The organism is Pseudomonas quercus (assembly GCF_012033695.1).
In the GTDB taxonomy this organism is placed as follows: Bacteria; Pseudomonadota; Gammaproteobacteria; order Pseudomonadales; family Pseudomonadaceae; genus Aquipseudomonas; species Aquipseudomonas quercus.
The window spans coordinates 210,282-222,896 of the sequence record NZ_JAAVJI010000002.1 but is presented as its reverse complement, the minus strand read 5'-3'; the positions used below and the strand labels follow the sequence as shown (position 1 = coordinate 222,896).

11 protein-coding genes and 1 pseudogene are annotated in these 12,615 nt (G+C 61.8%); 11 read left to right on the top strand and 1 reads right to left on the bottom strand.

Going from position 1 to position 12,615, the window contains the following annotated elements:
* Positions 1-35 precede the first annotated feature (35 nt).
* From HBH25_RS04275 to HBH25_RS04240, 8 genes are all read left to right on the top strand, one after another.
* The gene (locus HBH25_RS04275) at positions 36-671 is read left to right on the top strand and encodes a MotA/TolQ/ExbB proton channel family protein (RefSeq protein WP_168081886.1); all 636 of its coding nucleotides are present in this window, start codon (positions 36-38) and stop codon (positions 669-671) included.
* Positions 668-1,099 (top strand): ExbD/TolR family protein, encoded by a 432-nt coding sequence (locus HBH25_RS04270; protein ID WP_168081884.1) that lies wholly within the window; start codon positions 668-670, stop codon positions 1,097-1,099. The genes HBH25_RS04275 and HBH25_RS04270 overlap by 4 nt, the downstream gene beginning before the upstream one ends.
* A complete protein-coding gene (gene lpxK / locus HBH25_RS04265) occupies positions 1,099-2,106 on the top strand; it encodes a tetraacyldisaccharide 4'-kinase (protein WP_168081882.1) in 1,008 nt (335 codons plus the stop codon). The genes HBH25_RS04270 and lpxK overlap by 1 nt, the downstream gene beginning before the upstream one ends.
* Before the next feature lie 28 nt (positions 2,107-2,134).
* The gene (locus tag HBH25_RS04260; RefSeq protein ID WP_168081880.1) at positions 2,135-2,320 is read left to right on the top strand and encodes a Trm112 family protein; all 186 of its coding nucleotides are present in this window, start codon (positions 2,135-2,137) and stop codon (positions 2,318-2,320) included.
* Positions 2,317-3,084: a 3-deoxy-manno-octulosonate cytidylyltransferase gene (kdsB, locus tag HBH25_RS04255; RefSeq protein WP_168081878.1), complete on the top strand. Its 768-nt coding sequence runs from the start codon at positions 2,317-2,319 to the stop codon at positions 3,082-3,084. The genes HBH25_RS04260 and kdsB overlap by 4 nt, the downstream gene beginning before the upstream one ends.
* Complete coding sequence (murB, locus tag HBH25_RS04250) at positions 3,081-4,109, top strand: UDP-N-acetylmuramate dehydrogenase (RefSeq protein ID WP_168081876.1); 1,029 nt, start codon at positions 3,081-3,083, stop codon at positions 4,107-4,109. The genes kdsB and murB overlap by 4 nt, the downstream gene beginning before the upstream one ends.
* 63 nt (positions 4,110-4,172) lie before the next feature.
* On the top strand, positions 4,173-5,123 hold the full coding sequence (locus HBH25_RS04245; protein ID WP_168081874.1) for an XdhC family protein: 951 nt from the start codon (positions 4,173-4,175) through the stop codon (positions 5,121-5,123).
* The gene (locus tag HBH25_RS04240; RefSeq protein ID WP_168081872.1) at positions 5,120-5,710 is read left to right on the top strand and encodes a nucleotidyltransferase family protein; all 591 of its coding nucleotides are present in this window, start codon (positions 5,120-5,122) and stop codon (positions 5,708-5,710) included. The genes HBH25_RS04245 and HBH25_RS04240 overlap by 4 nt, the downstream gene beginning before the upstream one ends.
* 347 nt (positions 5,711-6,057) lie before the next feature.
* Here the strand turns inward: HBH25_RS04240 and rne are convergent.
* Positions 6,058-9,237: pseudogene (rne, locus tag HBH25_RS04235) on the bottom strand (ribonuclease E); the annotation flags it as partial.
* A 747-nt stretch (positions 9,238-9,984) separates the two neighbouring features.
* Here rne and rluC point away from each other — a divergent pair.
* The 3 genes from rluC to HBH25_RS04220 are packed head-to-tail and all read left to right on the top strand — an operon-like array spanning position 9,985 to position 12,613.
* A complete protein-coding gene (rluC, locus tag HBH25_RS04230) occupies positions 9,985-10,941 on the top strand; it encodes a 23S rRNA pseudouridine(955/2504/2580) synthase RluC (protein ID WP_168081868.1) in 957 nt (318 codons plus the stop codon).
* Positions 10,934-11,611 (top strand): HAD-IA family hydrolase, encoded by a 678-nt coding sequence (locus HBH25_RS04225; protein WP_168081866.1) that lies wholly within the window; start codon positions 10,934-10,936, stop codon positions 11,609-11,611. The genes rluC and HBH25_RS04225 overlap by 8 nt, the downstream gene beginning before the upstream one ends.
* A gap of 3 nt (positions 11,612-11,614) precedes the next feature.
* Positions 11,615-12,613, top strand: coding sequence for a S49 family peptidase (locus HBH25_RS04220; RefSeq protein ID WP_168081864.1), 999 nt, complete (start codon positions 11,615-11,617; stop codon positions 12,611-12,613).
* Positions 12,614-12,615 lie beyond the last annotated feature (2 nt).

Below are 12,615 nucleotides of genomic sequence, written 5' to 3'. Positions count from 1 at the left end.
TAGAGTGGCGAAATTTGCTTGAGAGGGACGGTACTGTGTGGGAATTGGTCAAAGCCGGTGGCTGGATGATGCTGCCGATCATTTTGAGTTCCGTCGCTGCGCTGGCGATTGTTGCCGAGCGCTTGTGGACCCTGCGTACAAGCCGGGTTGCGCCACCTAACCTGATCGCTCAGGTATGGACGTGGATGAAGGAGAAGCAACTCAACAACGAAAAGCTCAAGGAGCTGCGAGCCCATTCCCCTTTGGGCGAAATTCTTGCTGCAGGCCTTGCGAATTCCCGTCATGGCCGCGACATCATGAAGGAGTGCATCGAAGAAGCCGCCAGCAGTGTCATCCATGAACTGGAGCGCTATGTGGGCGCGCTAGGCACCATTGCGGCCATGGCGCCGCTATTGGGCCTGCTGGGTACCGTACTGGGCATGATCGATATTTTCAGCGCCTTCAATGCCAGCGGCAACACCACCAATGCCACGGTCTTGGCCGGGGGTATCTCCAAAGCGTTGATCACGACCGCTTCAGGCCTGATCGTTGCCATTCCTGCAGTATTCTTCCACCGGCTGCTGCAGCGGCGCATCGATGAACTGGTTGTACGCATGGAGCAGGACGCTATCAAACTGGTGGAAGTGCTCCATGGCGACCGCGATATCGACCTGGATGGAGGCAAAGCGTGAAATTTCGCCGTACTCGTCGGCGTCGCGAAGACATCGAGATCAACCTCACCTCGCTGATCGATGTGGTGTTCATCCTCCTGCTGTTTTTCGTCGTCACGACCACATTCAAACGCGAAACCGGCCTTCAGGTAGAGCTGCCCCAAGCCGTGAATGGCGCCCCTGAGCAGAACCCGCCCAAGCGCCTGGACATCGCCATCAGCGCGGACGGCAACTACGCCATAAACCAGCATGTGCTACCTAAAAGCGACCTGGATACGCTGCTGACGGCGCTACGGGCTGAATCGGGTGGGGACAACACGCTGCCGCTGTCCATCAGCGCCGATGGCAAAACCCCTCACCAGGCGGTTATCACGGCCATGGACGCCGCTGGGAAGCTGGGCTTCAGCCGGTTGAGCATGACCACGGTCGAGGCACAGGCAAACCGCTGATGGCGCTTTCGGACCGTTTGCTTGCCGCGTGGTACAAGGGCCATCCGGCCTTGGCATTGCTTAGGCCACTTGAGTGCCTTTACCGGCGCGTGGCAGGCCGCCGCCGGCAAGCCTTCATCGACGGTAGCCGCCCCGGGTGGAGGGCATCGGTGCCTGTGGTGGTCGTGGGTAATATCACCGTCGGCGGAACGGGCAAAACCCCCATGATCCTCTGGTTGATCGAGCACTGCCGGCAGGCTGGCCTGAAGGTAGGCGTGATCAGCCGCGGCTATGGCGCCACGCCGCCTCGTTTCCCCTGGCAGGTAACGGCAGGGGATACGGCTGCTGTGGCAGGCGATGAACCCTTGCTGATCGTTCAGCGTAGCGGCGTACCGTTGTGCATCGACCCCGACCGGCCCCAGGCCGCGCGTGCACTGCTGGCCGAGCATGCCTTGGACCTGATTCTGTGCGATGACGGCCTGCAGCACTACCGCCTCGCCCGCGACCTGGAGTTGGTGCTGGTTGATGCTGCGCGTGGGCTGGGCAACCGTCGCTGCCTGCCGGCCGGCCCGCTGCGTGAACCACCTGAACGCTTGAACGACGTCGATGCAGTACTGTGCAATGGCCAGCCAACTGACAATGCGTTGGGCTACGGCATGCTATTGCAGCCTGTGGCACTGGTAAACGTAGCCTCCGGGGAGCGCGTGGAGCTGGATCATTTCCCTTCCGGCCAGGCGATGCATGCCGTCGCAGGCATCGGTAACCCGCAGCGTTTCTTCTCGACCCTCGAAGGGTTAGACTGGCGCCCAATCGAGCATGCATTTGCCGACCACGCCACCTATAGCGCTGCACAACTGGCTTTCGAGCCACCACTGCCTGTGCTCATGACCGAGAAAGACGCGGTCAAGTGCCAGGGCTTTGCCCACGCCAACTGGTGGTACCTGGCAGTCGATGCACGCCCCTCACCGGCGTTCGTGGCCTGGTTCGATGCCCGCCTGGCGCACCTGATCGGCAGCGCAACTGCCTGACAACGCCCCTACCTGATGCAAGGACCTTATGGACACCAAACTGCTCGATATCCTCGCCTGCCCCCTTTGCAAGGGCCCGCTCAAGCTCAGCGAAGACAAAACGGAGCTGATCAGTAAAGGGGCTGGGGTGGCCTATCCGATTCGCGACGGCATTCCGGTGATGCTGGAAACGGAAGCCCGTACCCTGACCGACGACGAGCGCCTGGAGAAATGACCGTACCCTTTACGGTGGTGATCCCCGCACGCTATGCCTCCACGCGTTTTCCTGGCAAGCCGCTGCAGGACCTCGCGGGCAAGCCCATGATCCAGCGTGTGTGGGAGCAGGCCAGGCTCAGCGGCGCCACCCGTGTGGTCGTGGCCACCGATGACCCGCGCATCCAGGCGGCGTGCCAAGGTTTCGGGGCCGAGGTTGTCATGACGCGGGATGACCATGAGTCTGGCACTGACAGGCTTGCGGAAGTGACTGCTGCATTGGGCCTTGGCAGCGATGCCATTGTCGTGAACGTACAGGGTGACGAGCCACTGATCCCGCCTGTGGTGATCGACCAGGTGGCTGCGAACCTGGCGGCCAGTGCCGAAGCAGGCATGGCGACGCTCAGTGAGCCGTTGCTGGATGCGCACCAGTTATTCAATCCGAATGTGGTCAAGGTGGTCACCGACGTGAACGGCCTGGCGCTTACGTTCAGCCGCGCACCGTTGCCATGGGCTCGTGATGCCTTGGCCCAGCGGCCTACCGAGTTGCCCGAAGGCGTCCCCTATCGTCGTCACATCGGCATCTACGCCTACCGCGCCGGCTTTCTACAGGATTTCGTTCGCTGGGGCCCCTGCTGGCTAGAAAAAACCGAATCCCTGGAGCAACTCCGAGCGCTATGGCACGGTGTGCGCATCCACGTGGCCGATGCACAGGTTGCGCCGCCGCCGGGTGTTGATACGCCCGAAGACCTGGAGCGTGTCCGGCGCCTGCTGGAGGCCGGATGACCCTGTCGATTCGCCAGGCCGTCTCCCTTAAGCCTTACAACACCTTTGGGGTTGAAGCCAAGGCGGCCTATTTTGTCGACGTTACCGACGATGCTTCATTGGTCGCTGCGCTGGAGTACGCCAAGGCCCGGTCCCTGCCCGTGCATATCCTGGGCGGAGGCAGCAACTTGTTGCTGCTCAGCGATGTACCGGGCTTGGTGATTCGCATGGCCAGCCGTGGGCAGCGCATCGTGCAGGCTGGCACCCCCCATGTGCTGGTGGAGGCAGAGGCCGGCGAGCCCTGGCACCCCTTTGTATGTTTCACACTCGAACACGGCCTGGCAGGCCTTGAGAACCTCAGCCTCATACCAGGAACGGTAGGTGCCGCGCCCATGCAGAACGTAGGGGCTTATGGGGTTGAGATAAAGGATGTGTTTGCGGGCCTTACGGCCTTGGATCGCCATACGAATACACTGTCCGACTTCTCACTGGAAGACTGCCGTTTCGGCTACCGCGACAGTGTGTTCAAGCAGCAGCCCGGCCGTTGGATCATCCTGCGCGTTCGTTTCAAGCTCAGCCGTGAGGCGCCTTTGCACTTGGAGTACGGGCCGGTTCGGCAACGCCTGGCCGCGCGTGGTATTGACGAGGTCACGCCACAGGCCGTCAGCGATGCCATTTGTGAAATTCGCCGGGAAAAGCTGCCAGACCCTGCCGTGCTGGGCAACGCAGGCAGCTTCTTCAAGAACCCGGTGGTGCCCCAGGCGCAGGCCGCCGCCCTTGGGGCGCAATGGCCCGGCCTGGTGGCTTATGCCCAAGGCGACCATCAGGCCAAGCTGGCGGCAGGCTGGTTGATCGAGCAGGCTGGCTGGAAGGGCTACCGCCGCGGCGATGCGGGTGTGCACAAGGATCAGGCCCTGGTGCTGGTCAACCATGGCTCGGCCACAGGCCCCGAGTTGCTGGCGTTGGCCCGTGACATTCAGGCCAGTATTCAGGCGCGTTTTGGCGTTACGCTGGAAATGGAGCCCAATGTGCTACCAGCAGGCTGAACCCCACCGCCCCATTGCCGTCCGATGCTGGTGGCTCAGCCGCCATCAGCAGAAGAGGCAGGAATGAACAGCGTCGACCTTGGCGTGTTACACGATATCAAAGACTGGCTCGCCGAAGGGCGCACCGTGGTGCTGTACACCGTTGTACAGACCTGGGGCAGTGCACCTCGGCCTCCTGGTGCCATGCTCGCCCTGCGTGATGACGGTGTGGTGAGCGGTTCCGTTTCAGGGGGGTGTATCGAGGATGACCTGATTGCCCGCCTCCATGACGGTCGCTTGCAGCGAAACGGCAACCAGGTTCAATTGGTAACCTACGGGCTCACCGTCGAGGAAGCCGCTCGCTTCGGGTTGCCGTGCGGGGGAACCTTGCGCCTGACCGAAGAATGGCTCAACGATGCCGGTTGGATTGACGAGCTCCTGGCGCGCTGCAATGACCATGAGTTGGTGCTCCGGGAGCTGGACCTTCATACCGGCGCCATACGCCTGTCGGCAGCGAGCCGCGATGACGCACACAGTTTCGATGGCCATTGCCTGCGTACGCTTTACGGTCCCCGCTGGCGGCTGTTGCTGATCGGTGCGGGCCAGCTTTCGCGATGCGTAGCCGACATTGCGCGGCTGCTCGACTTTGACGTGCTGGTGTGCGATCCGCGCAGCGAATTCAATCAGGGTTGGGAAGCCGGGCAGGGCCGCTTCGTGCCTGGCATGCCAGATGACGCAGTCCTGGCCATTGAGCCAGACCCGCGCACCGCCATCGTGGCCCTGACCCATGACCCTCGGCTGGATGACATGGCGCTATTGACCGCGCTGGACTCACAAGCTTTCTACGTCGGCGCTTTAGGCTCCAGAGTGAACAGCGAGAAGCGCAAACGCAACTTGGCTACCTTGGGCGTGAGCGAGGCTGCACTGGCCCGCTTGCATGGGCCTATCGGGCTGCCCATTGGTAGCCATACCCCCGCCGAAATTGCCTTGTCACTCATGGCACAGGTGGTTGCCCTCAAGAACCAGGCCACATGAAACGCACGTGTGCAATTCTGTTGGCCGCAGGTTACGGGCGACGCTTTGTTGAGCAGGCAGGGATACCTTCTAATAAGCTGCTGGCCCCCTGTATTGGACGGGACGGTGCTCGGCGACCGGTACTTGAGCATGCACTGCGTGCGTTCGCGGGATGGTCGGGCACAGGCGTACTGGTGGTAAGGCGTGACAGTGAGCGTCGTGATGAACTGAAAGCACTTGCCAGCCAATACGGCTTCGATCTGTTGGACGTGGCGTCATCAGGAATAGGGGACAGCCTGAGTGCTGCTGTCGGCGCCTATCCTACGGCCCAAGGCTGGTTGGTAGCCCTTGGCGACATGCCCTGGGTGAGGCCCCATACGATACAAAGCGTGTATGCCGGCATGACCCCTGAAGGTATCTGCCTCCCTGTTTACGAGGGGCAGCGTGGCCACCCTGTGGGTTTTGGCGCAACTTACGGCCAGGCACTGAGTGCCCTCAATGGCGACCAGGGGGGGCGTCGGCTGTTTGAACAGGGGAGGGTGACACTGCTGGAGGTCAATGACCCCGGCATCGTACGGGACGTAGACGTGCCTAAGGACCTTGCTTAAGCGCCCGACCTTCATGGTTTCCCGGCTCGCGGCCAAAGAAAAGCCCCTGTCACCGTACGATGACAGGGGCTTTCTTATGCAAGGGCTCAGGCCTGAGGCTTGGGTTCCTTGTTGTGCTTCTCGGTGTCGTTCACCTGTGCAGCGCTTTCTTCCGCACCCTGGCGAGGCTCGTCAAAAGCAGGCGCCTGGCTTGGCGCCTCCGTGGCAGGGATGTGAGCCTGCGGCAGGGCGTCGTCGGTGGCCTGTTCGGCGACCAGCTGCGCAACCGGGTCTGCTTCCACTACAGGAGCAGGGGCCGACTCAGCTGACGCCTGAGGCGCTGCGGGTTCAACGACTACCGGTGCCGGTACGTCCACTTCAACCGGTGCCTGAACCTGTGCAAGCGCATTGGCGTTGGTCAGGCGGGCAGCGTCTTCGGCCTCGCGGGCAGCGGCAGCAGCAAGTTCGGCTTCACGCTTGCGGCGGCGTACTTCACGAGGGTCATTGGGCGCACGGCCATTGGCCGAAACAACAGGTGCAGGGGCCGGATCCTGGGCAGCGGGTGCCTCTGCAATGGGTGCGTCAGCCGCTGGAGCTTCCACGGCAGCCGCAAGTGTTGCCACGGGTGCTTCAGCCTCAACAGGCGCCTGGGAGAGCGCCACACGCGTAGGCTGCTCAACCACTGGAGCGGTAGGCTGTTCAGCGGCTTCGGTCGCTGCTGGCACCTCCACGTGCTGTACAGGTTGTTCCACAACGGGCGCTACAGCGACCTCAGGCAACGGCTCTGGCACGACTTCGGCCACAGGTGATTCGACCACAGGGGCTTCGACAGCCGTCGTATCGACGCCCGACGTATCGGCGCCCAACGCTTTGGTCAAGCGCTCCAAAGGCTCAGGCACAATGGAAGGCGCCTGTTCATTGGGTGTGGTGACGATCTCAGGTGCAGTGGTAGCCTCAGCCGACTGCACACTGGCAGTGGCGGCTTCGGCCTGCTGATGGGCCTGAGCTTCGGCAGCCGGGGTGATGGCCGTGTCAGTAGCCACTGCCGCAGCGGCAGCAATCACCTGTGCGCCTTCAACTGCTTCGCCTTCACCTGGTGCCTGATCGTCTTCGCTTTCGCCGCCAATCAGGTTGCCATTGGCATCACGCTGGCGCTCACGACGGTTGCTGCGACGGCGCTGGCCGCGAGAGCGACGGCGTGGGCGGTCGTTATCGTTACCGTCCTGGCTGTCATCCTGCGACTCATCGTTCAACACAGCGTCTTCAGCTGCAGTAACAGCGGAGGTGGCAGGTTCCTCGACCGGCGGGCGCAGCTGGCGCTCTTCGCGTGGCGCACGCTCCTCGCGGGGCGTACGTTCTTCACGAGGTGCGCGTTCCTCACGCGTTACGCGTTCTTCACGGGGTGCACGCTCGGCACGTTCTTCGCGTGCAGGGCGCTCCTCGCGAGCCGCGGGCTGTGCCTGGGATTGAGCCGGGGCGTCCAGGGGTTCACGCAGTTCGCGCACTGGGCGGTCTTCGCGCGAACGGCGGTCTTCGCGTGGGGCGCGAGCTTCGCGGGTTGAACGCGGCGCGCGTTCTTCACGGGGTGCTGCGGTCTCTTCGCGTGTTTCACGAGGGGCGCGCTCTTCACGCGGTGCCCGCTCTTCGCGGCTGCTGCGCTCTTCACGCGGCTTGCGTTCTTCGTCACGCCGGCCGTTACGGTTGCGGCTCTGCTGGCGGCCGTTGCGACGCTCGTCATTACGTGACGTGCGATCGGTGGCCGGCTTGGCTGCAGCGGGGGCGGCAGCTGTGGTGGCGACCGGCGCAGCTGGGGTTTCCTTACCTGCGAACAGGCTGACCAACGATTTCACCAGGCCTTTGAACAGGCTAGGCTCGCCAACCGACGGCGTAGCCACCGGTGCTGCAGCGGCCGGTGCGGTGGCCGGCTCTTCGCTAGCAGGCATGGGCGCATTGGCACGCACGGGTGCGGTTTTGACGGCCGCTTCCTGGCGAACCAAGGTGCGGGTCGCAGCAACGGGCTGCACTTCCTCGGTTTCAGCGGCAGCGATTTCGTAGCTTGACTGCGTGTTCAGCACTTCCGGGTTGTCGTCACGCAGGCGTTGCACTTCAAAGTGCGGCGTTTCCAGGTGATCGTTCGGCAGGATGATGATACGGGCACGGGTGCGCAGCTCGATCTTGGTGATCGAATTGCGTTTTTCGTTCAGCAGGAAGGCTGCAACCGGGATAGGCACCTGTGCGCGTACCTCGGCGGTACGGTCTTTGAGGGCTTCTTCCTCGATCAGGCGCAGAATGGCCAGCGAGAGCGATTCCACGTCCCGGATAATGCCGGTGCCGCTGCAGCGTGGGCATACGATACCGCTGCTTTCGCCCAAGGACGGGCGCAAGCGCTGGCGAGACATTTCCAGCAGGCCGAAGCGGGAGATGCGGCCCACCTGTACACGAGCACGGTCGGCTTCCAGGCTTTCGCGGACCTTTTCTTCCACGGCGCGCTGGTTCTTGGCCGGTGTCATGTCGATGAAGTCGATGACGATCAGGCCACCGATGTCACGCAGGCGCAGCTGGCGGGCGATTTCCTCAGCCGCTTCCAGGTTGGTCTGCAGGGCTGTTTCTTCGATGTCGCTGCCTTTGGTGGCACGCGCCGAGTTGATGTCGATGGACACCAAGGCCTCGGTAGGGTCGATCACGATGGAGCCGCCCGATGGCAATTCCACCACGCGCTGGAAGGCGGTTTCGATCTGGCTTTCGATCTGGAAACGGTTGAACAGCGGGACGCTGTCTTCGTACAGCTTGATTTTGCTGGCGTACTGCGGCATCACCTGGCGGATGAAGGTCAGGGCTTCTTCCTGGGCTTCGACGCTGTCGATCAGCACCTCGCCGATGTCCTGGCGAAGGTAGTCGCGAATGGCGCGAATGATGACATTGCTTTCCTGGTAGATCAGGAACGGGGCAGAGCGGTCAAGGGAGGCTTCCTTGATGGCGGTCCACAGCTGCAGCAGGTAATCCAGGTCCCACTGCATTTCTTCGCTGCTGCGGCCAAGGCCGGCAGTACGAACGATCAGGCCCATGTCGGCGGGGGCGACCAGGCCGTTGAGGGCTTCACGCAGTTCGTTGCGTTCTTCACCTTCGATGCGGCGCGAGATGCCACCGGCACGGGGGTTGTTGGGCATCAGCACCAGGTAGCGGCCGGCCAGGCTGATGAAGGTGGTGAGGGCGGCGCCTTTGTTGCCGCGCTCTTCCTTCTCGACCTGGACAATGACTTCCTGGCCTTCGCTCAGCACTTCCTTGATGTTTACACGGCCTTCAGGTGCCTTCTTGAAGTACTCGCGGGAAATTTCCTTGAGGGGCAGGAAGCCGTGGCGCTCGGAGCCGAAGTCCACGAAGGCCGCTTCGAGGCTAGGCTCGATACGGGTAATGCGGCCTTTGTAGATGTTGGCTTTTTTCTGCTCACGCGCACCGGATTCGATATCCAGGTCGTAGAGGCGCTGGCCATCTACCAGCGCTACGCGCAACTCTTCGGGTTGAGTTGCGTTTATCAGCATTCTTTTCATGTAGTACCGTCGGTTTCCGGGCTGCCGGAAACGGCGTTCGGCACACACGACTTCTCACGGTCGGTGTTCAGGTGCGAGGGAGGCTTTTACAGCTTCCTTGCCAGCGGCGAGGCTTCGTTGAGCCTGCGCCGCGGCGACGCGTCCTGCCTTTGTGTGGTGTCAAAAGCACTCAGTCAGGAGGAGGAATCAGGTACCCAGCCGTGGACGCTTCGAAAGCGTCTGTGCGCGCCGGCCGTGCCGCGTGCTGGCCCTGGGCAACGGTCGCACCGGGGTTTCCACTGGCGGGGCTCGGCGCCACACGGCACGTTACCTGTGCATCTCCACCCTACACGTATCCCTGATAATTCGGGTGCTGCCGCGCGCTGAATCCGCAACGGGTTGGCATTTATCACGGCGCCTTTTGGCCGCCGCACGCTAAAAAAACTAAGGCTTGTATTTCCGAAGCCTTCATCACTTCACCTGATGGAACCACTGCGCTTTCATGTAAGCCGCAATACTCGACTACACAAGGCCCGATAAGGCCGCCTTGTTGAACTCGATACATTCCTGCCAGGCTGCGCCTTGTACGAACCACTGGTTCGCCGCGCGGTGAAAGCCCCGTCGGACGGCCTCGCGTCCTCTTTTGAAAATGGGTAAGCGGCGGTCGTTTACCGTCTGTCACTCCCCATCCGCTCATGGCGGCGCTCGGGACTATAGCAGCAAACATTAAGTGCTTCAAATGGCTCAAAAATTGATATTATCTGGCCCATGACCACGACCTCTTCTCCAACTTCAGGCGTTCAGTTGCTTGAAGTTGCGCCGGAACTTGCCGGCCAGCGCATCGACAATTTTCTTATCACTGCACTCAAGGGTGTGCCACGCACGCTTGTGTACCGCATTTTGCGCAAGGGCGAAGTGCGGGTGAACAAGGGCCGTATCAAACCCGAGTACAAGCTTCAGGCGGGTGACATTGTGCGGGTGCCACCGCTGCGCCTGCCCGAGCGTGATGCGCCGGTGCCAGTCGCCCAAGGCCTGCTGCAGCGCCTGGAGGCCGCTATCGTTCACGAAGACAAAGGCCTGATCATTCTCAACAAGCCTGCCGGTATTGCCGTACACGGCGGCAGCGGCCTGAGCTTTGGCGTGATCGAAGCCTTCCGCCAGTTGCGTCCGGACGCCAAGGAGCTGGAGCTGGTACACCGCCTGGACCGAGACACCTCCGGCCTGCTGATGATTGCCAAGAAGCGCAGCATGTTGCGCCACCTCCATGAGGCCTTGCGAGGTGATGGGGTAGACAAACGCTACATGGCACTGGTGCGAGGCCACTGGGCCACTGCGAAGAAGCAGGTCAACGCCCCCTTGCTCAAAAGCAACTTGCGCTCCGGCGAGCGGATGGTGGAAGTAAACCCTGAGGGCAAGGAGGCCTTGACGGTATTCAAGGTACTGCGCCGGTTTGGCGACTTCGCCACAATGGTCGAAGCGCGGCCCATCACCGGCCGTACACACCAGATTCGCGTGCATGCGTTGCATGCCGGCCACAGCATCGCCGGGGACCCTAAATACGGCGATGAAGATTTCAGCCGTGAAGTGCGCGAACTCGGCGGCAAGCGGTTGTTCCTCCATGCGTATGCCCTGTCCGTGACATTGCCGGACGGTAGCCGTCTTGACGTGCAGGCCCCTGTCGATGAAATGTGGGCCGCTACGGTGGAGAAGCTGGTCAATGCCTGATTATGACCTGCTGGTGTTCGACTGGGACGGCACCTTGGCCGACTCCATTGGCCGTATCGTCGATGCCATGCAGCATGCGGCGGCCAGCTGTGATCTGGCCCCCCGCGACGCTACCCAGGTCAAGGGCATTATCGGGCTAGGCCTGCCCGAAGCGATCCTTTCACTGTACCCGCAACTGGATGAAGCGGCGGTGGGGGCCTTCCGTGACCAGTATGCCCAGCGCTACATTGCATTGGAGGCCACGCCTTCCCCCTTGTTCGACGGGGTGCTCGAAGGGCTCGAACGGTTCCGGCGCGACGGTTTTCAACTGGCCGTCGCCACAGGCAAGGCCCGCCGTGGCCTTGATCGCGTCCTCAAGGCCCATGGCCTGGACACGTTCTTTGACATTACCCGGGCCGCCGATGAAACCCGCAGCAAGCCACACCCCTTGATGTTGGAAGAGATCCTCCAGCACTGTGGTGTAGGCCCCGAGCGAGCCTTGATGATCGGCGACTCGGCGTTTGACCTGCAGATGGCTCGCAATGCCGGCATGCCTTGTGTAGCCGTTGGCTACGGCGCCATCGAGCTGAAGGCCTTGCTGGCTTACGAACCCGTGCTGGCTATCGATCGTTTTCCCCAGTTGACCGCCTGGCTGCAGCCAGGTGAACCCTTATCAGCCAGAAGTGAGTAGCGGATGTCAGATCAATGGAAAGCGCCCTCGGCCGAAGGTGAGCAGGGCCCTCGCTCTGGTGATGAGCGCAGCTGGAAGCTGCTGGAAAAAACATTGCTCGCAAGTGTTCAGGAGCAGCGCCGCGCTCGGCGCTGGGGCATTTTTTTCAAAAGCCTCACCTTCCTTTATCTAGTGGGCATGCTGTTTCTCTTCTCGCCGTTCGGCAAGCTCGAAAAAGCGGCAGGCAAAGGCAGTGCCTACACTGCCTTGATCGACGTTAAAGGCGTGATCGCGGACAAAGAAAGTGCCAGCGCCGACAATATCGTAACTAGCCTGCGGGCCGCTTTCGATGACGCCAAGGTAAAAGGCGTGGTGTTGCGCATCAATAGCCCCGGCGGCAGCCCTGTCCAGAGCGGCTACGTGTATGACGAAATCAAACGCCTTCGCGGGCTGCACCCTGATGTAAAAGTGTATGCAGTGATTGCTGACCTGGGCGCCTCAGGTGCCTATTACATTGCCAGTGCCGCAGACGAGATTTATGCCGACAAGGCCAGCCTCGTGGGCTCCATTGGGGTGACAGCCGCCGGTTACGGTTTTGTGGGAGCCATGGAAAAGCTGGGCGTGGAGCGCCGCCCCTACAGTTCGGGCGAGCACAAGGCCTTCCTTGACCCATTCCAGCCTGCCAAGGAATCTGAAACACGCTTCTGGCAAGGTGTGCTGGACACCACCCACCAGCAGTTCATTGCACAGGTGAAAGCCGGCCGTGGCGATCGCCTGAAGGACAAGGACCATCCCGAGCTGTTCTCGGGGTTGATCTGGTCGGGTGAGCAAGCCCTTCAACTGGGGCTGATTGACGGCCTGGGCAGCAGCAGCCATGTGGCCCGAGACATCATTCACGCCAAAGACCTGGTGGACTTCACGGTAGAAGACTCCCCGCTGGACCGTTTCTCCAAGAAGCTGGGCGCCAGTGTGGCCAGCGAGTTGGCGATGTTTATGGGGTTTAATGGCCCAGCCTTGCGCTGAAC